21 protein-coding genes are annotated in these 25,783 nt (G+C 35.8%); 1 reads left to right on the top strand and 20 read right to left on the bottom strand.

Going from position 1 to position 25,783, the window contains the following annotated elements:
• Positions 1–4 precede the first annotated feature (4 nt).
• The 4 genes from ACQ76T_RS01695 to kbl all read right to left on the bottom strand — a co-directional run bounded on the left by ACQ76T_RS01695 (position 5) and on the right by kbl (position 3,753).
• Positions 5–733, bottom strand: coding sequence for an ABC transporter permease subunit (locus tag ACQ76T_RS01695; protein ID WP_431341622.1), 729 nt, complete (start codon positions 731–733; stop codon positions 5–7).
• Between the two features lie 46 nt (positions 734–779).
• A complete protein-coding gene (locus ACQ76T_RS01690; RefSeq protein ID WP_431341621.1) occupies positions 780–1,331 on the bottom strand; it encodes a CopD family protein in 552 nt (183 codons plus the stop codon).
• Positions 1,332–1,424: 93 nt separating this feature from the next.
• The gene (locus tag ACQ76T_RS01685) at positions 1,425–2,075 is read right to left on the bottom strand and encodes a hypothetical protein (RefSeq protein WP_431341620.1); all 651 of its coding nucleotides are present in this window, start codon (positions 2,073–2,075) and stop codon (positions 1,425–1,427) included.
• Between the two features lie 481 nt (positions 2,076–2,556).
• Complete coding sequence (gene kbl, locus ACQ76T_RS01680; protein WP_431341619.1) at positions 2,557–3,753, bottom strand: glycine C-acetyltransferase; 1,197 nt, start codon at positions 3,751–3,753, stop codon at positions 2,557–2,559.
• 156 nt (positions 3,754–3,909) lie between these two features.
• On the opposite strand from kbl, the gene ACQ76T_RS01675 reads away from it, so the two are divergent.
• Positions 3,910–4,788: a cupin-like domain-containing protein gene (locus ACQ76T_RS01675; RefSeq protein WP_431341618.1), complete on the top strand. Its 879-nt coding sequence runs from the start codon at positions 3,910–3,912 to the stop codon at positions 4,786–4,788.
• 49 nt (positions 4,789–4,837) lie between these two features.
• Here the strand turns inward: ACQ76T_RS01675 and ACQ76T_RS01670 are convergent, their stop codons facing one another.
• The 16 genes from ACQ76T_RS01670 to ACQ76T_RS01595 form a co-directional block, all read right to left on the bottom strand.
• Positions 4,838–6,769, bottom strand: coding sequence for a M1 family aminopeptidase (locus tag ACQ76T_RS01670; protein ID WP_431341617.1), 1,932 nt, complete (start codon positions 6,767–6,769; stop codon positions 4,838–4,840).
• 83 nt (positions 6,770–6,852) lie between these two features.
• Positions 6,853–8,322: a D-alanyl-D-alanine carboxypeptidase/D-alanyl-D-alanine endopeptidase gene (gene dacB / locus ACQ76T_RS01665; protein ID WP_431341616.1), complete on the bottom strand. Its 1,470-nt coding sequence runs from the start codon at positions 8,320–8,322 to the stop codon at positions 6,853–6,855.
• Between the two features lie 162 nt (positions 8,323–8,484).
• Positions 8,485–10,932: a replication restart helicase PriA gene (gene priA, locus ACQ76T_RS01660; protein ID WP_431341615.1), complete on the bottom strand. Its 2,448-nt coding sequence runs from the start codon at positions 10,930–10,932 to the stop codon at positions 8,485–8,487.
• A 272-nt stretch (positions 10,933–11,204) separates the two neighbouring features.
• The gene (locus tag ACQ76T_RS01655) at positions 11,205–12,113 is read right to left on the bottom strand and encodes an AEC family transporter (protein ID WP_431341614.1); all 909 of its coding nucleotides are present in this window, start codon (positions 12,111–12,113) and stop codon (positions 11,205–11,207) included.
• A 186-nt stretch (positions 12,114–12,299) separates the two neighbouring features.
• Positions 12,300–12,647 carry a hypothetical protein gene (locus ACQ76T_RS01650; RefSeq protein ID WP_431341613.1) on the bottom strand — a complete coding sequence of 116 codons (348 nt, stop codon included), beginning with the start codon at positions 12,645–12,647 and terminating at the stop codon, positions 12,300–12,302.
• A 5-nt stretch (positions 12,648–12,652) separates the two neighbouring features.
• The gene (locus ACQ76T_RS01645) at positions 12,653–13,924 is read right to left on the bottom strand and encodes an SPFH domain-containing protein (RefSeq protein ID WP_431341612.1); all 1,272 of its coding nucleotides are present in this window, start codon (positions 13,922–13,924) and stop codon (positions 12,653–12,655) included.
• Positions 13,925–13,996: 72 nt separating this feature from the next.
• Positions 13,997–14,857 (bottom strand): hypothetical protein, encoded by an 861-nt coding sequence (locus ACQ76T_RS01640; RefSeq protein WP_431341611.1) that lies wholly within the window; start codon positions 14,855–14,857, stop codon positions 13,997–13,999.
• 154 nt (positions 14,858–15,011) lie between these two features.
• Positions 15,012–17,480, bottom strand: a complete 2,469-nt coding sequence (locus ACQ76T_RS01635) for a beta-mannosidase (RefSeq protein WP_431341610.1) — start codon at positions 17,478–17,480, stop codon at positions 15,012–15,014.
• Positions 17,473–17,859, bottom strand: coding sequence for a GxxExxY protein (locus ACQ76T_RS01630; protein WP_431341609.1), 387 nt, complete (start codon positions 17,857–17,859; stop codon positions 17,473–17,475). Before ACQ76T_RS01630 ends, ACQ76T_RS01635 begins: the two co-directional genes overlap by 8 nt.
• Positions 17,860–19,141: 1,282 nt before the next feature.
• Positions 19,142–19,804 (bottom strand): copper homeostasis protein CutC, encoded by a 663-nt coding sequence (locus ACQ76T_RS01625; RefSeq protein ID WP_431341608.1) that lies wholly within the window; start codon positions 19,802–19,804, stop codon positions 19,142–19,144.
• Between the two features lie 28 nt (positions 19,805–19,832).
• Positions 19,833–20,390, bottom strand: a complete 558-nt coding sequence (locus ACQ76T_RS01620) for a hypothetical protein (protein ID WP_431341607.1) — start codon at positions 20,388–20,390, stop codon at positions 19,833–19,835.
• Positions 20,391–20,451: 61 nt separating this feature from the next.
• Positions 20,452–21,444, bottom strand: coding sequence for an isoaspartyl peptidase/L-asparaginase family protein (locus ACQ76T_RS01615; protein WP_431341606.1), 993 nt, complete (start codon positions 21,442–21,444; stop codon positions 20,452–20,454).
• Between the two features lie 123 nt (positions 21,445–21,567).
• Positions 21,568–22,056, bottom strand: coding sequence for a DUF6691 family protein (locus tag ACQ76T_RS01610; RefSeq protein WP_431341605.1), 489 nt, complete (start codon positions 22,054–22,056; stop codon positions 21,568–21,570).
• Between the two features lie 25 nt (positions 22,057–22,081).
• Positions 22,082–22,645 (bottom strand): YeeE/YedE family protein, encoded by a 564-nt coding sequence (locus ACQ76T_RS01605; protein WP_431341604.1) that lies wholly within the window; start codon positions 22,643–22,645, stop codon positions 22,082–22,084.
• Positions 22,646–22,810: 165 nt separating this feature from the next.
• Positions 22,811–23,443, bottom strand: a complete 633-nt coding sequence (locus ACQ76T_RS01600) for a Crp/Fnr family transcriptional regulator (RefSeq protein ID WP_431341603.1) — start codon at positions 23,441–23,443, stop codon at positions 22,811–22,813.
• Positions 23,444–23,461: 18 nt separating this feature from the next.
• Positions 23,462–25,711, bottom strand: coding sequence for a glycoside hydrolase family 20 protein (locus tag ACQ76T_RS01595; RefSeq protein ID WP_431341602.1), 2,250 nt, complete (start codon positions 25,709–25,711; stop codon positions 23,462–23,464).
• Positions 25,712–25,783: the final 72 nt, after the last annotated feature.

The following is a 25,783-nucleotide window of genomic DNA, read 5'->3' as shown; positions in this document are numbered from 1 at the left end:
AATTCTACTTCTTTTTGTTAATAAAATGATTGGACAATACTAATGAAGCGCCGATAACCAGTATAAAATAGGCCACATCTTTAAAGTCGATAAGACCTCTTGTAAAGCCTAAGAAATGCTGGTAAAAACCTATGTTTTGAAGAATAAAATCTGCTCCCCCTAATAATTTATAGCTAGCCAGCTGTTCAATTCCAAAATACATAATGAAACACATAAAAACACCAAGCAGATAAGCCATAATCTGATTCTGAGATAAAGAAGAGGCTAAAATTCCTACTCCCGCAAATGCAGCAATCAGCATAATCAGCCCTATATAACTTCCGAAGGTCATTCCCATATCAATATTTCCTGCAGGAACTCCCAGCACATATACTGTATAAAGATAAATTAAAGAAGGAATAAGGCATAGAACACCTACCACCCAAACAGAAAGGAATTTTCCTGTTACCAGGTCTGAAACTTTTAAAGGTTGTGAAAAAAGCCAGTTCAGGGTTCCCGTCTGCTGTTCTTCTGCGAAAGTTTTCATGGAAAGTGCTGGAATGATAAACATCAGCAGCCATGGTACCAATACAAAATAACTCTGCATAGAAGCCATTCCGATCTCAAAAATATTAGAATCGTTGTCGAAAAAGAACAGGAAAAGAGTCGTAATGAGACTGAAAGCGGCAATGATTATCCATGCGCTCCAGTTTCCGAAATAACTCCAAAGTTCTTTCTTTAAAATTGCAATCATAGTTTTTTTAGTAAAGTGTAGAAAAGATGGATATCCTACTCCACAATTATTTGTTTTTTTTATTTTTATTAACGAGTTTCACTGTCATCATAATCAGAAATACAAGAACGAAAAATCCAGCAATTAATTGCCACCAATATTCAATTACCATAGATTTTAAGATCACTGTAAATACGACCAGAAAAAGAATAAAGGTCGCAATTTCGTTTGCCTGTCTCAGTTTGATATTGGCAATTGGTAAAGTATTTCCACTTAAATCCTTCAGCTGAAGTACTTTCTTCCAGCACCAGTAGTGGTAAATGGCTAATCCAATAAGGAAAGTCAGTTTCAGATGAAACCATCCCATTTTCATCAGTCCCGGATTTAAAAAGATCATGACCAATCCACAAACTGCCATGATTACACCTGCCGGAACGGTGATAATATTCCACAGCCTTCTGGCCATAAAGGTATATTGTTCTCTCAGAATTTTCTTTTTTTCTTCAGAAAATTCATCGGTATCCTTATAGTAAACGAAAATTCTCACGAGATAAAAAATCCCCGCAAAGTAGCTTACCATGAAGATAATATGTAAAGCTTTGATGATGGTATACAGCATCCTAAAAATTTGTTTGCAAAGATAGTTTATTTCGGAAAAAAAGAGAATTTAATCTAAAATCTTTAGCTTAAAATAATAAAGATTAGGAATTTTTTAAAATTTGAAAATAATTTTCATATCCACATTAAAATTGAAACGCAGATTGGAGCCCTGCTGATTTAAATGATAGTCAAAAGGAAGGCCATCTCTAGGAGCATCAATTTCTTCCCTTCCTGTCATATTAGCATAAGAAATATTTTTCTGTCTAATGCCAAAGCCGATTTTAGGCATAAAGCCAAACCATGAAGATTCTTTATGAAGCAAAATACTGTAGTTGATATTTACTCCATATTTGGTTCTTTTATAATCTGCTGAGCTAAAAGAATAATAAACATCATTTTCGTCATAATATGTTCCAGAAATATCTTTTCCTGTTTGTTTTAAATAAAAAACTTCTGCTGATACGAAATGTTTTAATCTCGATTGAGGAGCCAAGCTATAAAAAACTTCCGGTTTTATTTCAAAAATTCTGTTTTTCCCTTCAAAATTTCCAATATTTACGGGAGTAATTTTGCCAGTTCCATATGCCAATTCACCTCCAATCCACCATCTTTCATTTATTTTCCGCATATAACCTACATTATAACGCTGGTCACGAAAAGGAGCAAAAGCACTTACAGTAAGTATTGATTTGTAATCATCAGATTGAGCATACACTGTTTTAAAAAAGCTAAAAAAAGCTAAAAGAAGTAATTTTTTTTTCACAAAACGGCTATTAGTATTAGTGTTTCAAATATATTATATTATCATCTATTCAGCAATAGTACTTTTTCAACTATTCTAATTCAATCACTAAAATAACACTGAAAATCGCTGTTTTATTGCCATATTGTTAACGTATTTTAATTTTGGCAATTACATACATTTTACACTAATGCGGTTATCTTATTATGATGACTCTGTCATTCTGAATGTAACGAAGTGAAATGAAGAATCTAAGCCATATTACGAGATTCTTCCTTCGTCAGAATGACAGTAATGTAAAATTGTATATAGCCTCCTTTAATTTTTAGTAATGGTCATACTATTTTCATTCCTCTAAATAAACCAACAACGTTCATCTTAAAAAAATTCGGGTCTGGTCTGTCCTTTCTATATGATCGTGAATATTTTTTTCATAAAAAAAACAGGATTTCTTTACATGTAAGAAATCCTGTTTTATGCTATAAATGTAGATCTTTTTATCTTAAGAGATCACTCCTAATTCTTTTCCTACTTTTTCAAAAGCAGCTATGGCTTTATCCAAATGCTCTCTGGTATGAGCGGCAGAAAGCTGTACTCTGATTCTTGCCTTACCTTTTGGAACTACCGGATAGAAGAATCCGATAACATAAATTCCCTCATCCATAAGCTTTTCAGCCATTTTCTGAGAAAGTGGAGCGTCGTAAAGCATTACCGGAACAATAGCAGCATCTCCATCAGGAATATCGAAACCTTTCGCTTTCATTTCTGTTCTGAAGTAATCGGCATTTTCCATTACCTGATCACGAAGTGAAGTATCATCAGAGATCATATCCAATACCTTTAAAGCTGCTCCTACAATACCTGGAGCCAGAGAGTTGGAGAACAGGTAAGGTCTTGAACGCTGTCTCAACATATCGATGATCTCTTTTTTACCGGAAGTAAATCCTCCCAGAGCTCCTCCCAAAGCTTTTCCTAATGTTGAAGTGATAATATCCACTCTACCCATTACCTCATTTGCTTCGTGAGTTCCACGGCCTGTTTTTCCGATAAATCCTGTCGCGTGAGAATCGTCAACCATTACTAAAGCATCGTATTTATCAGCAAGGTCACAAACTCCTTTTAAGTCAGCAACAATTCCATCCATAGAGAAAACTCCGTCTGTAACGATAATTTTGAAACGGTGGTTTTTTTCAGAAGCCGCAATCAGCTGAGCTTCCAGATCAGCCATATTATTGTTTTTATATCTGTATCTTGCCGCTTTACACAGACGAACACCGTCGATGATAGAAGCGTGGTTCAGTTCATCTGAAATAATAGCATCTTCCTCTGTGAACAAAGGTTCAAAAACTCCACCATTGGCATCAAAAGCTGCAGCATAAAGAATGGTATCTTCAAGACCTAAGAAATCTGCGATTTTTTTCTCCAAATCCTTATGAATATCCTGTGTTCCGCAGATAAAACGTACCGATGACATTCCATATCCGTGAGACTGGATCATCTCCTGAGAAGCTTTCATCACTTCCGGATTATTGGATAATCCCAGATAATTGTTGGCACAGAAGTTCAATAGTTTTTTCCCATTGGCTTCTATTTCTGCACTCTGTTGAGAAGTAATGATTCTTTCTCTTTTGTAAAGTCCATCATTCTCAATATTCTGAAGTTCATTCTGTAAATGTTGAAGGTATTTTTCAGAGATCATTTTAGTAATTTTTTAGATGTGCTAATTTACTAAAAAGGCCGTAAAATAAAACCTTTTATCCTTTAATTCTAAAAATTCAGTTTTAAAATCAGTTTTAACATTATTAGTCTATAATTTTAGTAGGATAATATTTATATTTGCTTAAAATTTGAAAGTATGAGATTAGAACCGGTACAGAAAGTAAAGATGATAAGTTCAGAAACCTTTATTAAAAGCCATATGAAACCAAGGCTACCTATCATTCTTGACGATTTTGTAAGTGCAAAAAGTCCTGCTTTCAAAAAATGGAATTACGAATATTTCAAAGAAATTGCAGGCGAGCAAAAAGTGAACATTTACGGAAGTGAAATAGAATCTCTGGACAGAGTAGCCAGTAAACCCATAGGAAACAGTACTTTTTCGGAATATTTGGATTTGATTACTTCCTCTCCTACGGAACATCGTCTTTTCTTATTCAATTTGTTAAGTATAAAGCCCGAACTTAAAAATGATATTTATTATAACGATGTAACGAAAGGAAAAATTTTAAAATGGCTTCCCTTTATGTTTTTTGGAGGAGAAGGTTCTATTACAAGAAATCATATTGATATTGATATGTCTCATGTTTTTATCACTCAGTTTCAGGGCGTCAAAAGAATTTGGCTCTTTCCCTGGGAGCAGTCGGATTTGCTTTACAAACTTCCTTATAATTTCCATAGCATCACGAATGTTAAAGAACCGGATTATGAAGAATTTCCGGGATTGAAATATGTGAATGGTTACGAAGCCATCATTAAACCAGGAGAAACACTTTATATTCCGTCGGGATGGTGGCATTATATACAATATGAAACGGAAGGATATTCTGTTTCCATACGGGCACTTCCTTCAAGCTGGCTGGAAAAATGGAGAGGTTTCAAGAATCTCGTGATGATCCGAAGTTTCGACAATGTTATGCGAAATATATTAGGACAGAAATGGTTTGATTTTAAAGTAGGAAAAGCCAAAAGAAAGGCCAATAGAGCGATAAAAAGACAAAGAAGCTTTCAGATCTGAAAGCTTCTTTTGTTTGTTCTTTATTTTCAAAATTATCCGGTAGACTTTTTTAATGCTTGATAAACTTAATATTCTTTTCATCAACCGTAAAGATATAACCTCCCGGAACCAGTTCTGAGATTCCAATCGCTTTTCCTGGCTGATAGGTTCCCTTTGTCACTAATTTTCCATCTAAAGCATGAATAGTGAAATCTGCTGATCTGTTGATTCCTTTTAAGTACAATTCATTCTTCGCAGGATTAGGATACAGACCAAAATTTTCTTTTTCAACGGAAGAAACGCTTAATGTATTGTCCTGAGTAACGGTAGAGTTTTTCTCAAGAATCTGGTATTCATAATTAAACTGAACACTTGCAATAGGGAAAGAAACGGATTCCTGAAAGTACTGGTTATTTGAAGTATTATTCAGCACCAAATATGCAGTTTGACCAGCTGTTCCTGTTACTTTTATTGGTAAAGGCATTTCAAAGAAGCTTACTGTTGGGCTGCTTTGTGTCTGAGAAACCTTAAATAAAGTCTGATTTCCCGACTGCTGCCATTTTATAGCATAAGTAGGATATCCTTCTCCTGTTACCCAATCGTTAAAAAATTCTGTAAAATCTTTTCCCGTAGACTGAAGCAACGAAGCGTTAAAATCTGAGGTTCTTACATAGTTGTAAGCCAAAGCAGGTCTTGCATGATAATCTTTAAGTGCCTGATAAAAAACGGCATCTCCTAAAATCCATTTCAACATTCTTAAAACGTAACCTCCTTTTGCATAAGTAAGCCTGCTGTCAAAGATTCTGTTGATATTGGAAAGCCCTGAATCCGGAACATAAACACTTCCAGATGTACTGCTTGTAATATAATTGATCTGACCCAGCAGATAGTTCATAAAGTCTACATTAGGCATCAAAAGCTTTTCGTTGGCAACATGCTCTCCAAAAGTAGCAAAACCTTCATTCAGCCAGATGTCATTCCATGCACCGCAGGTTACTTTGTCACCAAACCATTGGTGGGTAAGCTCATGGGCAATAAGAATTTTACTCCAGCCTCCCATTGAAGACATGGTCTGATGTTCCATCCCTCCTCCATACATGAACTCCATGTGACCATATTTTTCATTACGGAAAGGATATTCTCCAAAATAGGTTTCAAAAGTATTCATAACCTGTTTCGTCCATTGGATATTACTCATACTTGTCGCATCAGCATTCGTAGACGGATACACGTAATTCACAAATGGAAACGGAGGGTTACCGATAGTATCTGTCAGCTTCACGAAGTTGGTAATAGATAGCGCAATCAGATAAGCAGGCGTGGGATACATGGTTCTCCAAAAAGTAAGTTTTGTGGTTCCTGTAGGAAATGTTTCAGACATCAGTTTTCCATTGGCAGCTACACTATAATTCTGTGGAGTTGTAATTTTAAAATCAAACCTTTCAATCTTATCATTTAAGCTTTGTTTTGTTGGAAACCAATCCTGGGCACCATAAGGCTCATTTAAAGTTGAAAGCACAGGAGTTCCGCTCTGAAGAGCTGTTTTAAAGGCATCATTAGCTGTAGAAGGCGCTCCTGAATAATAGATCGTCAGAGAGTCTAAGGTATTTGCAGGAATAGAAGCCGGAAAATCAATTTTCAATTCTTTTGAAGGCAGCTGCTGAAAACTGGTGATATTGGTTCCGTGATATTTTACCTGAGAAACCGTCAGTGTATTGGATAGATCAAAATAGATACTTCCCATATTCTGATTGGGTTTAAAGTGTGAGGTAACCGAACCGGAAATATTATACACTGATGGATTAAGGGTAACATCCATTCTTTGGTACTGCAAATCGTAATTCAATGTATTGGCATTCACATTACCAATATTCATTTTTTGGGTAAAAGATTTTTTCTCCTTTTCTCTCAAGCCTTTCATATCCGTATTCAGGTCTTGTTTCTGTGCATAGAAATGCTGCGTTATCAAAAACAAAATCCCCAGAAGGTACAATTTTCTCATTCTTGCAAATATTTAATCAAAGATAAAAAAAACCTTTTAATCAATGATTAAAAGGCTGTTATAATATATAAAATAAAACAGAATTAAAGATCCAGTGCAGGTTCGAGAATTTTCTCCATTCTCTTTTTAACCATATCTACTGATCCGGAATAATTGTTTACCATTAAAGAGAACACTAAAGTTCTTCCTGTGTTTGTTTTCAGATAACCTGCCAATGTTTTCACTTTGTTCAGAGTTCCTGTTTTGGCAAAAACCTGTCCGTTACCTCCTACATTGAACATTCTTTTCAATGTACCGGATTGTCCTCCGATTGGTAAAGAAGTCAGATAAGACTGATAATACTTCTCTCCCATTAAAGAGGTAAGGAATTTCACCTGAGAAATTGGGGTTACATTATTGCTTCTTGAAAGACCGCTCCCATCCATATAGGTAAGACCCATCATATCAAAACCGGCATTCTTCAAATGGTCTGTAACCACTACTCTTCCCGATTCTGCAGTCTGATCACCCATTTTCTGGAATCCTACGGTTCTCAGCAAAGCCTCTGCCAGAGAGTTATCACTGTGCTGGTTGGTATAATAAATAATATCACCTAAAGTTGGGGATTTGTAAGCGGCAAGCATTTTTCTGTTTTCAGGAGCAGCATCCGTTATTTTCGGGGTTACTTTTCCAGTTACAGGAATTCCGCTTTTTACAAGACTTGTTCTGAAAGAATTGGCAAGATAAGCCGGTGCATCAGGAAGTTTTGTTGTTAAAGCGCCGTCTCCTTCATATTTTTCAGCATATACCATTTGATGAGCATACGGAGACACGTAGAAAAATTTCTTATCGGTAGAGAAACCTGCTTTTTTAACGATCAGTTTTTCATTGGCCGGGTTTATTCCTCGGGTTGTTCCTGCAGGTAGGTAATAATTATTATTTTCCAACCATACAACATTTTCCGGAAGCATTGAAATATTGCCTTTGAAAAGCGCTGTCTGAATGATAATATCACCATTTACCTTTTTGATTCCCTCTCTGGAAATTCCACCAATGAAATCTGAAATAATATCTCTGTAAGATGAAGCACCCGCCTTATTGGTTCCTAAAGAAGGATCTCCACTTCCTATGACATAAAGATTTCCGTTTAAAACGCCATTTTCATCAACAGTTCCTGAGTATTCCAGCTGAGTCATCCAACGGTAGTTCTCTCCCAACAGATTCATTGCTGTTTCTGTAGTCAGTAACTTTGTTGTAGAAGCCGGAACAAGAGGCGTATTTTCATTGTACGAAGAGATTACTTTCTTCGTTTTCGGATCGTACACAACGAATCCCCAGGTTGCATTTTTCAGCACCGGGTCTGCTATCATTGTGTTCACATTAATATCTACCAGTTCTTTTGCAGACAAAACGGTTTTTTCCACCACCGAACTAATGGGCGAAGGTAGATTTAAACTGCTTTTCTGGTTATCATAATTCTGAGAATAAAGAACGGTAGAAACGGTAGATTGTGCCAGGAAAAGACCAGAAGCCAACACCGCTGCGCTAGAAATATATTTTCTGAAATTTACCATGTATTTTCTTTTTGTTCTATAGGTTTTGACTGTATAAAAAATGATAGGTTAAATCATTACATTAAAAAGCCAAACACTTAATCAACGATCAAAAGTAGAAATTATTGTAATACAACGGACTATGGCAGTCTTATAAAAGAGTGTAAAGTTTGTTAAAAATTGTTAAAAATCTACAAAAACGCCTTTTTTAATGCTTTGATAAGCAGTGATTTCATCAAATTCTTTTAGACTTATTAAAACCATGCTCTTGAATTTCTCATAGTTTTTCCCCCTCGGAAGCTTAAGTAAAATCTGGAACTGATAGAGATTATTCAACCTTGCAATCTGAGCTCTTTCCGGTCCCAAAACACATTCTTCGGGAAGGTATTTTCTCAGGATAGATCCCAGAAACTGAGAAGCGCGGTCTACTTTATCATCTCTTATATGTTTCATTTCAATCATAATCAGCTTGGTAAAAGGCGGATAATGAAATTTCTGACGTTCTGTAAGGATATATTTATAAATTTTAGCAGGATTATTCATCTTGATCAGCTGAAATACCGAATGCTCAGGATTATAAGTCTGAATCAGGATTTTTCCTTTACCGGAAACTCTTCCTGCCCTTCCTGAGACTTGGGTAATCATTTGATAAGCTCTTTCTTCGGCTCTGAAATCCTGTACATATAATAAAGAATCGGCTTTGGGGATCGCAACCAGTTCGATATGGTCAAAATCCAGCCCTTTAGAAATCATCTGAGTTCCCACCACAATATCTGTTTCACCTTCCTCAATTTTCTCATAAAGTTTTTCGTAGGCAAATTTCTTACGCATGGAATCCACATCCATTCTGTCCACTTCATTTTCAGGGAACAGTTTAGAAACTTCTTCGTGAATCTGTTCTACACCGACTCCTCTTTCATTAAGGTTTTCGGAATAACATTTCGGACAGGTTTTCGGTTTGGAAGCTCTTTGCCCGCAATAGTGGCATTTCATTTCATTGGCAGCTTTGTGATAAGTCATTACCACATCACAATTGGAGCAGTAATTAACGTAGCCACAGCTTTCACATTCTATTACATTAGAATACCCACGACGATTATGCAATACAATAGCCTGATTTTTTTCGTCTACGGTTTTCTTGATCTCGTCAATCAGATGTAAAGAGAAGTTTCCGGACACTTTTTTAGATTCCTGAGCTTCTTTGAAATTGATCAGCTCATATTCCGGCAGATTTACGTTTCCAAATCTTTCGGTCAGGAAAACGTATTTCATCTTATCTTTTCTGGCCCGATAATAACTTTCCACGGAAGGCGTCGCAGAGCCTAAAATAACTCCGGCGTTATAAAAACCACCCAAAACCAGGGCTGCATCTTTAGCATTAAAGTAAGGGGTAACCTCTCTCGGTCTGTAAGCAGAATCGTGCTCTTCATCTACAACAATAAGTCCTAGATTCTGGTACGGTAAAAACAAAGCATTTCGTGTTGCAATCAAAATACGGATATCATTCTGTCTGATTCTTTTCCAGACTTCCACTCTTTCAAAATCAGTCAGTTTTTGATGATAAAAACCGAGCTGTTTACCATATTTCTTTTCTAACCTCTGAGTAATCTGCTTGGTAAGAGAGATCTCAGGAAGTAAAAAGAGAACATTTTTCCCTTCCTGAATACATTCTTCAATCTTTTCTAAATAAATATGAGTTTTTCCAGAAGAAGTAACTCCGTGGAGCAGGACATTTTTGCCTTCTTCAAAAGCTTCATCAATTTCCGATTTGGCAATTTTCTGCTGTTCAGACAGTTCTTCCAGCTCTTCTATTTCTCCTTCATAGCTTTCGATTCTGTCTTTCTGCATATAATATTCCTCTACAAGGCCTTTATCTGCAAGAGCTCTAAAATGGGAGCTTCCGAAGTAGCCATCTTCAAACAGATCTGCTTTTTTTATAGGAGTATCCGGATGCTCGGTCTGTTTTTCAATGATAAAAAGAAAAAGATCTTTCTGTTTCGGAGCTTTATTTAATTTTAAAAGAATGTCTGTAAGGTTCTGATTTTTCAAAACCTCATCATGAATTCTGACATAAGCCACTTCTTTGGCTTTATATTTTTCAGCAATTTTCTCATCAATCTCAATATACTGAAGATCAATAAGAGAATTGATGGTCTTTATAATTTCTTTTTTGGGAATAAATGCTTCAATATCGGTAAGGTTGATCAGCTGTCTTACTTCCAATGCCTGAATCAGGTACATTTCACTCACATCAAGATTTTCAAAATCAATGACGGCTCCTGGTTTTAGCTTTAAATAGGTTTCACTTTCCAGTTTTAAGGAAGAAGGAAATGAAAATCTGTAGATCTCACCAAGGTTGCACAAATAATAGTCTGAAAGCCAGTTCCAGAAGTTGATCTGCTCTTCAGGAAGTATGGCTTTATCATCCAAAATACTAATGACTTCCTTTGCAACGAAATTATCCGGTGCATCATCATGAAGATCAAATACAATTCCTGTATAGATTTTTTTTCCGCCAAATGGTACCAGCACCCGCATTCCAGGTTGAATTTCAGGGATTAGTTCTTCCGGAACTTTGTAGGTGAAAGATCCTTTTAAATTCAGGGGTAAAACAATTTGGGCGTACTGCAAGGGTAATATTTAAAGTGTAAAATTAGATTTTTCTTTACAGAATTGCAACTTTACAGATGTTCTTTCACGATGTTTAACAAAGCCTGGAAACCAAAAACTGTATTGTATTCTCTATTTTCTTTTGTCCATTCCCTAAGATCTAAACCATTCAGATATTTTACTGTCTAGAATTTTATTGATCAAAAACAATAATATTACAGGCCGGATTCCTATGGAATGACAAAGCGTGTGGATAAAAGAACAGCACAAATTCAGAAAGTATTCATAAATGGTTAAAAAAGTAATTGCGTCATCTCATACCAAAACGCAGAGGTAAAGAACCCTACAATAATACTGACTCCAATGATCAGGTTGGTTAATTTTGTATTGAGCCTAAACTGTTCTGCAATAATGCTTGAAGTGACCAAGGTAGGCATTGCCGCTTCAAAGATGGTAATTTTGGCCACATCTCCTTTTATTCCCAATAATAACGCTAGGCCAAGAACAATTGCCGGAGCCAAAATCAGTTTGTAAAGCATTGACATCGACATTTGTGGAATGAGCTTTTTCCACCCGTTAAACTTCAGCTGCAATCCTACTGAAAATAAAGCTAAAGGGCTTACGGTGGCTGCCAGTTTATCAAAAAATGGCTCTGCTGCTGTGAAATCTATAAATTGAGATAAAACTAAAGCGGAGATACATCCAATTAAGGGAGGAAATGTAATCAATCTTTTAAGAATAAACATAGCACTTACTTTTCCTGATTTGCTGCCTCCCTTTACGGCTGCAATAATTCCCAGAGTGGAAAGAGTAAAAAACATCGTCTGATCGCAGATAATGGCAATGCTTAACAGCCCCTCTCCGTAAAATGCACTGATAAGAGGAAATCCGATGAAAGAAGTGTTGCTGTACCCGCTTGCCAATTCTAAAGTACTTCTGGACCGCCTTGAATATCCTCTGCTTTTGCTATACAACATCATAAAGAAGAAACAGAACACTGAAATTAGGAATGTGGCCACAATAGGAAACAGCATTTCCATGGTCCAATGTACTTTGGGCAGGTATTTGAATGAAACTGCCGGAAGAGCAAGATAAAGAATCCAGGTATTGATCCCTTTATGGGCATCGGGGTGGATAGATTTTGTTGCTTTGAATATCATTCCTGCAATTATGCACACTGCAATCAGAACAAAATTTACCATAACGTTAAAGAAATATAAGGCAAAGTTACGGCTGATTTTTGAGTTGGAACGGTAAAATTTATATTTTTTTAGGTACGATTTGTTTTAAAATTGAGTTTCTTATTTTCAAACCTTATAGGTTTTTGAAGCCTATAAGGTTGATTTGCTTTTCTATCCATTGAATACAATGTTATAAGATGCATTAATTTATTGTGCTGCCTTCGTGATCGAATAAGCAATTAAGGTATAAACCAGGAACAAAACACCACATATTATAATATACAATGCCGGATCATTGAAACTTATCAATGAAAAAGCGAGGTTGCTCACTATGGCTACTCCAAAAAAAACTCCGGAAATAGTTTTGATCAGCGAAGTTGTTCGGGGCAGATTAAACTGGATTCCGATAGTCAGCATTAATGTGGGAATCAGAAAAATCAAACTGCCGACAGTTAACAGTTCTTTATTATGGTTGGTATCTAAAGAATAAAATCCATAGGCAATCAAGCAACTGACAGCAATGGCTATGATCGTTTTTACAAAATCAAATCTCATAATTATTAAATTGATGGAGGTGGTGGTGGTGTTACATTAAATATTCTGGTCATTTCAGGAACATTTCCAGCTAGCTCCCAGCCTGACATTCCTTCTTTCCAGACATGATGGTTCATAGAAAACTGTCCCGACTGTACCAGCTGCCTAAGAGCGTCCGTACTGTATGGCCCGGATTGTTGACCATTTAAAGCAATATGAAACATGGGTTCTGAATGAACAGGAGGTGGCATATTGGTCATATTTTCCATAAGTCCTCCAAGCTGGTTTCTCATAGAAGCTCCTACGCCCATTCCCACCATCAGCCCGGCTGCATTGAGTCCATCTCCGTGACCCATATCTACATGGCCCATGTTTCCCAAACTGGAGGCTGCAGTTTTAAGAACATCTGCGTGCTGATTCAGCTGATGAACGGCAAAATGCTTCCCTTCCACTCCCAACTCCATATCTTTTCGCTGGATTCGGGTTACTTCAGAAAGGTTTTCAATTTCAATATTTGTTTTGAATTCGGTAAATTTCGTCTGCTGATCTGCGGTTGCTCGTTTAAGCTGCTTGTAGTGTGGATGTTCTTTATCAAGTTCAATCATTCCTATATCCAGACGTTTCAGATTAACACCAAAATATTCTTCCAACTCTGCTTTCAATTTAATCTGGATAATATCGCTTACCTCATCTATTTTTCTTTCAACCTGCATGACAGGTATGTTATACTCCTGCGGAGCGCTGATAAGTACCGATTTAATCTTTCTCTGAAAAAAATCTTTAATCTGCGCTTTGAAATCATCCAGATTGAAATTGATTAAACGGTTTAATTTGATAAAATTCCTGTAGTCAGTCAGATTAAAAGTTAATGTCCCCCTTACAGCACATGGAACGCCAAGATCCATAAACCTAGGATCGTACATGTCAAAATAAGGAACTCCAAATTTGATCTGTATATTTCCGGAAAGGTTAATGAAATAAATTTCTGCCTGAAACGGTGATCCTCCTCCGAATGCCGTTCCTACAATATCGGAAAGTACCGGAAAGTTTGCCGTCTGAATCGTCTGATCGTGGGGGCCATGTATGAAATCCTGAATGGTTCCGTTATTTTGTGTATAAAAAAATACAGCCATTTCACCTTCTTTTACGCGTAAACTGCTCCCATAGCGAATGCTGTTTTCTTTATGGGAAGAATTGGCATCTCCGGAGGGTCTCCATTTCCATACCAGGTATTCTTGTTCGTCACAACGGATTACATCCATCATACTGCCTTCCTTTTTATTTCCAAATAGTCTCATGATTTTCTTTAAGCTTTATAAGTATATATTTTCAAAGTCTTTGAATGATTGTTATTTTCAACAGTAAACCTTTTAACTAAAAATACTTCCCCAAATAAAAAGTATCATCACTACGGCAACCACTGATCCCAATACTTTGAAAACCCTTCTGTCATTTTCTTTATTAATATTTCTGGCGTTTTCTACAATACCCAGTACTTCATTATAAGTTTCTGTATCGCTTTTCATAGAAATAGATGCTTTGGAATTAATCTGCTCTATTTTTTTAAGCCATATTCTATTCCATGCATTTTTATACTTTGTATGTTCAGAAAACAAAGAGAAATAAGACGCTGTATCTATTTTACTTGCTGATAATGTAAGGAACTCAAGTATTGCCTCTTTAGAAACCGGAACAGGATAATTCAGAACCAGTTCTTCTTTTCGGGCATCGGTGGTAGACCATTTACCAGGTTTGGATTTATTGATGATAAATTGCAGCCCTTTGAAAAATATAAGTACCGGCCAAAAAAACAGCCAGGTAATAATGGTGAAAAGACCGATATTTCCTGAAACATTCTGTGCATAGAAATTACCATCTCTGGTTGCTTCTATTTCATCCAGTTTTTCAAAAAATTTGATCACACTGCTTGAAACTTCTATGTTTCTAAATTCTGTTCCACAATCTGAGCATTTGGTAGCAAAACTTTCAGCAATGGCTCCGCAGGCAGGGCATTTTCTGATATCTCCAAGTTTATCAGAATGAGGGGCTACAGAGGTTGCGCTTTTATCATTGGTTTTTTCAAATAGTCTGGCTTCCAGAACAATTTCAAATTCGTCCAGGTCTATTCCCTCAGATTCGGCATTTTTAAAAAGTACCTGTTTTTCTTTTTCGGTTAATTCTCCGTCAGCTAAAGCCAGTTCAATAAGTCTTTCCAGTTTTTCGTTATACATACGATAGATATTAGTAATTTTTTACAATGTTATAAAAAAGCCTTTGTGAATTTTTACGGGTTCCCGTAATCAGACTTTCATTCATAAGACAACAAAAAAGGATTGGCAAATAGCCAATCCTTTTTTGTACTAAAAATTTCTTCAATATATCTTTCTAATTTTTCATCACATCCCAAAGGCTCAAAATATCAATTTTTCCAAGAGATTTCGAAAGAGTTATTCTTTTTGATGTTCCTGGTAACAGATCGAAGAAATTATCACTAAAATGTGCATCTCCAATCAGGTAAACTTCTTTTGCAAGAACATCTGTTGAAATTTCAATTTCTGTTGGTGATATTTTCTTAATGTTAATTTCAGGTTTTAAAAGTTTTAGTTCCTTAGGTTTCTTAAAAAAGAAGAGTTTCTCAAAGTGGGCATCTTTGTCAGCACTGATCTTTAAAACAGCAGCAGACAAATCAAACGGAGCCAGTTCTGATGTACTGATGCTTCTTATTTTGGTACTTATATCAGCTTCTATATGGTCTGTCTGACTGGCTTTCCAAAGTGATTTTCCTTTGAAATCAATCAATTCAAATGTAACATCGGCTTTTAATTCTTTCATCAGATCACTGATCAGGTAAATATCATAGTTCTTGTCCCGCTCTGCAACAGATACAAGTATCGGTTCAAAACTTCTTTTAGCCTGATAGTGAAAGGCTTTCCAATTTCCGAGATAATCAATGGAAGACCAGGAAACCACAGGCCAACAGTCATTAAGCTGCCAATATAACGTTCCCATATTATAGGGCTTTGCACGACGATGGGCTTCAATAGCGATTTGCATCCCTCTTGCTTGTAATACCTGTGAAAGGTAATTATACTGAACAAAATCTGTAGGAATTTTATAATCACGTTTCAAATATTCGTTGATGATCTCCCATCCTCTGGCGTGTTTTTCATGGGCCCGGATTGTGGGATTCTGCAAACTCAGATCAGGAGTTTCGGAAAACATTGATTTTGTTGTTTCAATCGTTGGAGTTCCCTGAAAACCATATTCGGACATGAAACGTCCTACTTTTTCATTATAGATTTCAAAAGGCTGTTCTCCCCACCAAACGCCCCAATAATGGGAATCTCCTTCTGTAAGGCTTTCTTTGTGCCCCCATCCTATTGATGGAGAGCTTGGCCAATACATATTTTTATCTGATTTCAGATTTTCTGACAGTGCCTTAGGAATTACATCATGAAAAAGCTTCTTATAATCTTTCCAAACCTGCAAAGAGTCGGTCTTGGAATATTTGAACTGTTTTTGATATCCCCAATTGACAATCGCTTCATCAATCTCGTTATTTCCGCACCATACAGCAATCGACGGATGATTCTGAAGCCTGTTAACCTGATCTTTTACTTCTTCTTTTACAGTATTGAGAAATGCTTCGTCTGCCGGATAAAAACTTCCTGCAAACATAAAATCCTGCCACACCAAAATTCCATTTTCGTCACAGGCTTTATAAAATTCATCGTCTTCATAAATACCTCCACCCCAGATACGGATCATATTCATATTGGCATCTTTAGCATCCTTAATGAGTTTCTGATATTTCTCTTTACTAATTCGAGGTGAAAAGCTATCTGCCGGAATCCAATTGGTTCCTTTGATGTATAATGGTTTTCCATTAACTTTAAAATAAAAAGACTTTCCTTTTTCATCTTTTTCCTGAACCAGTTCTATGGTTCTTAATCCTATCCTGATAGTTCTGGCATCAACGTTTTTACGGTTTTGGGAAAGCCTCACCGCAAACTCATGAAGATGAGCTTCTCCTCTGCCATTAGGATTCCAAAGCTTCATTCCGCTAATATCATAAGGAACAGTTATTGTGTTCCGCCCTTTTTTGAGTGTAATTTCTTTATGGGTTTTATTAATATCCAATGCGTACTTTCCTTCCTTTTGGGCTTCGATTTCTACTTCAAAATGGAAATCATTAAAGATTTCCGCCGACATATTCTGAATATCTTTAACCGTAATAATTTTAGCATTATTCCAGAATTCCAGTTGTACCTCTTTCCATATTCCTGCTGTTACCAATCTTGGTCCCCAATCCCATCCAAACTGATACTGAGCTTTTCTCACAAAACTTCTTGGCGATTCCGGCATCGTAAAGGGAACTTTTTTCGCCAATTCCTTTCCTGTATTTACAGCTGAAATAAACCTGATTTTTAACGTATTATTTCCTGCTTTTAAAAATGGTCTCACCGGAATATTCCATGTCCGGAACATATTGTCTGTTTTTTTCAACAGCTTATCATTAAGATAAATTTCAGAAAATGTATCCAATCCATTAAAAACCAAATCTATATTATCATTTTTCAATTCCTGAGCTGAAATCGTAAATTCAGTCTGATAGTACCAATCTTCATTTTCTATCCACTGTACTTTTTTTTCGTTTTCATCTTTAAAAGGATCCGGAATGACCTTGTTATTCATGAGATCCAGATGAACAGTTCCCGGTATTTTTGCGGGCAGCCAGTTTTGATCTTTACTGTTTTTAAAAATCCAGTGTTCAGAAGATAAATTTCGTTCTGAGGTTTGGGCAAAAAGGATGTTCTGAACGAGAAGGAGAGCAAAAAGAAAAGATTTATTCATCAATAATTTTGTTTACAATTCTGTGGATTCCATCTTTAATTAAAGGGGTATTGAAGTTAATGAGAAGACCGAGTTTAATATTGGTCAATTTTAAATAAGTTAAAACCTGCGAATAAAAAATTGGATGGATTTCCAAAACAGATTTTATTTCAATAATAACTTTATCTTCTACAATCAAATCAATTCTATAAGCGTTTTTGATTAATTCGTTTTTATATTTTAAAGGAAGTGTTAATTGACTTTCGACTTTAAAACCAAGTTCTTTTAATTCATAAGCTAAAGCAACTTCGTAAGCGTTTTCCAGTAAACCAACGCCTAAGTTTCTATGAACTTCTAAAGCAGCCCCTATAATTTTATAGGATAATTCATTTTCTGTCATTTGTGTTTTTATTTGCTGTTAATTTTTAACGCAAAGATTATATTTTTTATGTTTACTTGTAAGAGGCAAAGAATAGCGAACAAGTCGCTTAAGCCCCATATACATATGCTTTATACAATCAATTTATTGATCAATCTTTGCTACTTATTATTTTAATTTACTTTAATAAACTTTGCGTTAAAATAATTAAACTTGAGAATAAAAAACTAGATGTATTTCCAAAGTAAGCTTCTTCTCAATATAAAGCAAATGTATACTTTTTTCAATAAGCAATTTTGTGTTTTGTTGATAGTTAATTTTTAACGCAAAGATTATATTTTTTATGTTTACTTGTAAGAGGCAAAGAATAGCGAACAAGTCGCTTAAGCCCAATATACATATGCTTTATACAATCAATTTATTGATTAATCTTTGCTACTTATTATTTTAATTTACTTTAATAAACTTTGCGTTAAAATAATTAAACTTGAGAATAAAAAACTAGATGTATTTCCAAAGTAAGCTTCTTCTCAATATAAAGCAAATCTATACTTTTTTCAATAAGCAATTTTGTGTTTTGTTGATAGTTAATTTTTAACGCAAAGATTATATTTTTTATGTTTACTTGTAAGAGGCAAAGAATAGCGAACAAGTCGCTTAAGCCCAATATACATATGCTTTATACAATCAATTTATTGATTAATCTTTGCTACTTATTATTTTAATTTACTTTAATAAACTTTGCGTTAAAATAATTAAACTTGAGAATAAAAAACTAGATGTATTTCCAAAATAAGCTTCTTCTCAATATAAAGCAAATCTATACTTTTTTCAATAAGCAATTTTGTGTTTTGTTGATAGTTAATTTTAACGCAAAGATTATATTTTTATGTTTACTTGTAAGAGGCAAAGAGTAGCGAACAAGTCGCTTAAGCCCCATATACATATGCTTTATACAATCAATTTATTGATCAATCTTTGCTACTTATTATTTTAATTTACTTTAATAAACTTTGCGTTAAAATAATTAAACTTGAGAATAAAAAACTAGATGTATTTCCAAAGTAAGCTTCTTCTCAATATAAAGCAAATGTATACTTTTTTCAATAAGCAATTTTGTGTTTTGTTGATAGTTAATTTTAACGCAAAGATTATATTTTTTATTCCTACTTGTAAGAGGCAAAGAATAGCGAACAAGTCGCTTAAGCCCCATATACATATGCTTTATACAATCAATTTATTGATCAATCTTTGCTACTTATTATTTTAATTTACTTTAATAAACTTTGCGTTTAAATAATCGCTACTTATTCTTCAGAGCAATCACTTCGGCAGGATTAGCATAATTTCCACCATCAGTAATTGCAGAGGAATGAAAATAGTTTGCCTTAGTAAATCCCCTCAATTCGTCGATGTTTGAGGAACGCAGACCTCCGCCTACAAGGATTTCGATTCTACCATTAGACTGTTCAACCAGTTTTTTCAAATTCTCTTTTCCCTCGGATACATTCGGCTTCTGACCTGAAGTAAGAATCGTTTTAAAACCGCATTGTATTACTTTCTCTAAGGAGTCTTCCAATGTCCGAGCACGATCGAAAGCCCGATGAAAAGTACAGGGAAGAGGAGCAGCCAACTCTACCAAGGTTTTATTCTGTTCTATATTTACTCCGTCATTTTTGTCCAGAATCCCAAAAACAAAACCATCTACCTGTAAGGTTTTTAAATGAACCAAATCGCTCTTCATTTGTTCAAACTCCGATTCTGAATAGGTAAAATCGCCTCCTCTCGGGCGAATCATCACAAAAACAGGAATATCTATTTTTTTCCTAAGTTGCTGAGTGATTGTAAAGTCTGGAGTTGTTCCTCCTTCGCTTAGTCCATCACATAGTTCTATTCTGTCTGCTCCGTTTTCAAAAGCAATCATTGCTGATTCTGAATTGAAGCAGGCTATTTCTATTTTTGACATTCTATTATTCTTTATTCTCTATTGTATTCTACTTAGGCTCTTCCTGCAAAACGTCTGCAATTAAAAAAGAACCATTATCTTTTATGACTTTTATAACGGATGGATATTTAGCTTTAAAATCGTTATCCGTAAGAACGACATTGAAAATATATTCATTTCCCGAAGATGATTTTAACTCACAGCTCCCCACTTCAATATGATTCCAATCCTGCGCGGAAATAAGAAATCCTATCCCGATTCCTGCTTTTGAAACATCAAATTTCTTTTTCCATTTATCTTCAAATTCTTTTTCTGTAAGACTTCCATCAACATCCAGATCTACATTCGTAGCATCTGTTTTGTAGTCATAATAGCCTTTGGTTGTCATTTTTCGCATCGCTTTATCCAGGTTTCCAAGATCTGCTTTAAAATAGTCTACAATACTTTTTTCCAGCCATTTTTTCGCTTGCTCGGACTCATTATCTTCAGGTTTTGATTCCCCTATATTTTCTTCTATCTTTTGTGGCTCAGCAATAGACTGAACTTCCTTTTTTTCTTCCTTACAGGCTATAATCAAAAATAATGATGCGATAATCGTTCTTTTCATATTCTGTTTCTTTCTATTTTTGAAGTTGGGTGTTTTCAATATTATATTTTCAGTCTGCAGCTTACTTTAAAGCAAATCCAGGTGTTTCAAGGCGGTTTCCTTTCTGATCGTACACGGCAAAGTTGAAGCCGTCCTGAATGCAGTAAGAACCATATTCTCCTTTCTTATTTAAAGCAATAAATCCTACCTGAATATCTTTCAGATTTTTGTTTCTTCTCTGATTGATTTTTACAATTCTTTCAACCGCTTCTTTGCAAGCTTCCTGTGGATTGCGGCCCTGTCTCATCAATTCAACTACGAGATGAGTTCCTACTGTTCTTATGACTTCTTCGCCATGACCTGTTGCCGTTGCTGCCCCTACTTCGTTATCTACAAACAAGCCGGCTCCAATGATAGGAGAATCTCCTACTCTCCCATGCATCTTAAATGCCATTCCGCTAGTTGTGCATGCTCCGGATAAATTTCCCTGGGCATCTAAAGCGATCATTCCTATCGTATCATGATTTTCAATATTGGCAATAGGTTTATACTGACTGGTTTTCAGCCATTCTTTCCATTCTTTTTCAGATTCGGGAGTAAGAAGGTTTTCTTTTTTAAAGCCTTGTGAAATGGCGAACTGAAAGGCTCCATCCCCAACCAACATCACGTGTGGTGTTTTTTCCATAACAGCCCTTGCCACGGAGATTGGATTTTTGATATTTTCAAGGCAAGCTACTGAACCTATATTATAATTTTCATCCATAATACAGGCATCAAGGGTTACCCTTCCATCTCTGTCGGGGCGTCCTCCATACCCAACGCTTCTTTCTTTTGGGTCTAATTCTACGAGACGAACTCCTTTTTCTACGGCATCCAGGGCTTTTCCTCCTTTTCCAAGAACAGTCCAGGCTTCTTCATTGGCTTTTAAACCGAAATTCCAGGTGGAAAGTACAATGGGTTTATTGGCCAGTTTATTATCATCTGGTAATCCGGAAGCCATTACATCTAAAGGATTTACAGCAAGGGCAAGAGAAGCTGCTGCTGTTTTTTTTATAAAGTTTCGTCTACTTTGCATATCAGGTTGATTAGGCTCACAAATTAATGATTTTTCAGCGGGTAGAAAAGTAAAAAAGACTGTGGATCAATCTCCACAGTCTTTTTTTACTTTTCCGAATTTAAAAATGAGATAAGTTCCCTATCAATGAGGCAGTTTATCTTTAAAATATCCATACACCCAGGTTCCAGCTACAGCACTCAGAAGGGTGATAGAAACGGCTAATGCCCCCGTACCGATCTGCGCAAAGAGTGGTCCGGGACAGGCTCCGGTAATGGCCCAGCCAAAACCGAATATCAACCCTCCATAAATCTGGCCTTTATTGAATTTTTTAGGAGCTAAAGTAATGGGATCGCCTGAAATTGTTTTGATATTAAACTTTTTAATAATCCATACTGAAACCATACCTACCAATACAGCACTTCCAATGATTCCGTACATATGAAAAGACTGCAAACGGAACATCTCCTGAATTCTGAACCAGCTGATCACTTCAGCCTTCACAAAAATAATTCCGAAGATAATTCCTGCTGCAAGATATTTTAATTGATGGTACCATTTATTTTGAGAATTCTCTTTATTGATCCAAATAGTATCTATATCAGCATTAAATTCATTTCTTTCTTTTATCATTTCTTGATTGGTTTTAAAATTAAATTTACAGGGAAAGAATGACAGGTAATATGAGGTTGGCCATTAAAAATCCTCCTATCATAAAGCATATAGTAGCTACCAATGAGGGCCATTGCAGATTGGAAAGTCCCATAATAGCATGACCGCTTGTACAGCCCCCGGCATAACGGGTTCCAAAGCCTACCAGAAAACCACCCACAATCATCATAATAAATCCCCGGAGTGTAAAAAGACTTTCAAAATTCATAAGCTGCGTTGGAACAAGATTGCTGTAATCTGTAATTCCATAGCCGGCCAATTCATTTTTCAGATGAGGATTAACTACAATTTCTGAGGGATTGATCAAAAAATTGGCTGCAATAACTCCTCCTACGAAAATTCCGAAAACAAAAAACAGATTCCAGGCTTCTTTTTTCCAGTTGTATTTGAAGAAATTGATATTGGCAGGTAAACAGGCTGCACAGATATGCCTCAGCGAAGAGCTTATTCCAAAGGATTTGTTTCCCATCAATAGCAACGCGGGAACGGTAAGACCAATCAACGGACCTGCAATATACCATGGCCATGGTTCTTTTATGAGTTCTAACATGTTGTATTTATTATATTTGAAATATAGTCCGGCAAACAAAATGATATTTTATTGAAGGTACAGTTACTTTTGTTACATAAGGAGAACGTTTAAATATAAACAGAACTTCCCTTTCAGAAAAAAGAGAATTTGAAGATCGTTAATGAAATGAAGTTCATTTTATAATTAAATATCTTTCAGAAGCTTAATTTTATTTCTTCCAAGTTTCAATCGTCCTTCTTCTTCAAGCTGTTTGAGAAGTCTCGATACTACGACTCTTGCTGTTCCCAGTTCATTGGAAAGCTGCTCGTGGGTCGTGTTAATGGTATCGGAATGGGTAAGTTCAGATTTTTTTTGAAGAAGATTCAGCAACCTTTCATCTACTTTTTTGAAAGCAATGGCATTGATGATGTCCAGAAGTTCTTCAAAACGTTTATGGTAAAGCCTGAAAATATAATCCAGCCATTCGGGGTACTCCTTGATGAATAATGAAACCTTATCAACAGGTAGAAAAAGGATTTCTGCATCCTCTTCTATTTCAGCTTTTACGATACTTTTTTCATTGTGCATTCCGCCAAGAAAAGACATAATACAGCTTTCTCCAGCTTTGATGTAGTACAGCAAAATTTCACGGCCGTCTTCTTCTGTTCTGATCACTTTCAGTATTCCTTTCATCACTATAGGAATAGAACGTATGGAAGCATTTTCGTTTAAAATAATATCTCCTTCAGGATAGTTCTTTGTGATTCCATACTGGTATAGCTTTTCAACAAGATCTGGTGAAGAGGAAAACTCTGAAAAAAGAATAGAATCCTGCATTATATAAAGTGTATTGTACTAGTTTACGCCAATTTCATCAACAAATAACCATGCTTTGGAATCTGCTCCCGGATTTCCTGCCGGAATGATACCTGCATTTTCAATCATTACCTTGATATATTTTGCATTTTGCACTCCTACATTCAATTTAATTTTTCCTTGAGCGGTTTGAATTTCGTCTTTCCCTATTTCTTTAATTAGTTTAAAGTTTTTATTATCATCAGAAACAAAAATTTTGGCTGATTTAGCAAGATGAATCCAGCTTCCTTTATTTTCCAGGGTATTGAAATACACTTCTGTAAAAGCTGTTTTCTGCCCGAAATCTATTGTAGCCACTACATCTTTTCCCTGAAAGCCCAACCATGTTTTTCCAAGTTGCTTACTGTTTCCAATAATCCCATCTACTAAGGTGAAAGCTCCACCAAAAGAATAATTTTCGCTTGGCTGTTGCTCTAAGGTTATATTTTTTCCGGTCGTCTTTGAAATGATAAACGGTTGTGAAGAGACCGCACTTTTCAGTTTGCCATCTTCAAAATAAGCTGATTTTATCGTCAGAGAATTAGGAATGGGAACAGATGCTTTATAGATATTTGAATGGATTGTTGGAACGGTTCCGTCTAAGGTATATCTGATCCCGTCTAAGTTTTGTGAGGTAGAAAGTTCATAAGCAATACCATTGGAAGCCGGAACTACTTTTCCTGAGATGTTATAAATACTCTTGGCATAGTTTACATTCATTTTATCCAGAACTTTGAATTGATTGATCACTCTGTTTTCAAACTCTTTGTAGTTTTTAGGATCTGATGTTCCCCATCCTACTTCAGAAAGAGCCAGCAATCTAGGAAAAATCATGTACTGTACCTGCTTAAAGTCCAGAATATACTCAGTCCATAAGTTGGCCTGAACTCCCATGATGTATTTTGCCTGTTCTTCATTCAATTCTGATGGAATAGGATTGTAAGAATACACTTTCTCCAGCGGGGTAAAACCACCAAAAGCATTAGGCTCCGATTGTGGATCTCCCTGATAATGATCAAAATAGCAGTATGCACCCGGAGTCATTACTGCAAAATGTTTTGACTTTGCCGCTTCAATACCTCCATTTACGCCTGTCCAGCTCATTACAGCGGCGTTGGGTGCCAGTCCTCCTTCCAAAATTTCGTCCCAACCGATGATTTTTCGTCCTTTACTGTTGACATATTTTTCAATTCTATGGATGAAATAGCTTTGCAGGCCATGTTCATCTTTTAAATTATTTTTTTTGATCAGTTCCTGGCAATGCGCACATTCTTTCCATCGGGTTTTCGGGCATTCATCGCCACCGATGTGGATGTATTGTGAAGGAAATAACTGAACGACCTCATCCAGAACATTCTCAAGAAATTTGAATGTTTCTTCTTTAGGACAAAACACATCATCAAAAACACCCCATTTTGTAGCGGACTCAAAAGGTCCTTTGGTACAGGCCAATTCAGGATAAGCTGATAATGCGGCCAAAGCATGTCCCGGCATTTCGATTTCAGGAACGACAGTAATATGTCTTTTCTGTGCATATTTCACCACCTCTTTTATCTGTTCCTGAGTATAAAAATAAGGTCCGTACGGTTTTCCATCAAAGGTATTGTCTACATAAGCTCCAATCATGGATTCTTTACGTTTTGAACCTATTTGAGTAAGTTTTGGATATTTCTTAATCTCAATTCTCCATCCCTGATCATCTGTTAAATGCCAGTGAAAAGTATTCAGTTTATACATGGCCAGATAATCAATATACTGCTTTACTTCATCTACTGTGAAAAAGTGTCGGCAAACATCAAGATGCATTCCTCTCCATGCAAATTTTGGCTGGTCTTCAATTTTCATGGCCGGAATTTTCTTTGTCTCTTTATACTGTTCCATAATTTGAATCAGAGTTTGGAGGGCAAGAAAATATCCTTGTGGGGTATAAGATCTGATCTGAATGTTTTTAGGAGAAATCTCCAACGAATAATATTCTTTTTTCTGTTCGGCACCGGAGATTAGGGAGTGACTCAATTGAGCTTCCTCATTTTTCTTAACATCTTGAAACTTCAAAGCAGATCCCAGACGTTTTTTGAAATATTCTGTTTCTTCTTTTGGTAAATTTCCGCTTAGCATCAGGGTTTCAGGAATGGTAAATTCACCCTGCAAAAATTCAACTTTTTGGGGATAAGGGATTACATTCAATTTATTTTGGGCAAAAATTACGTTCGAAATCAATACAAAAAATAATAAAAAGGTCCGTATCATGAGATGAGATTAAGGTTTAGCTAAGATAATTATTTTCTAAAACCTATAACTCATATTGGATTATTAAAACTG

The organism is Chryseobacterium sp. JK1 (assembly GCF_050632815.1).
Taxonomy (GTDB): domain Bacteria; phylum Bacteroidota; class Bacteroidia; order Flavobacteriales; family Weeksellaceae; genus Chryseobacterium.
Note: the sequence above shows the minus strand (reverse complement) of the source record. Positions and strands in the feature narration are given on the sequence as shown.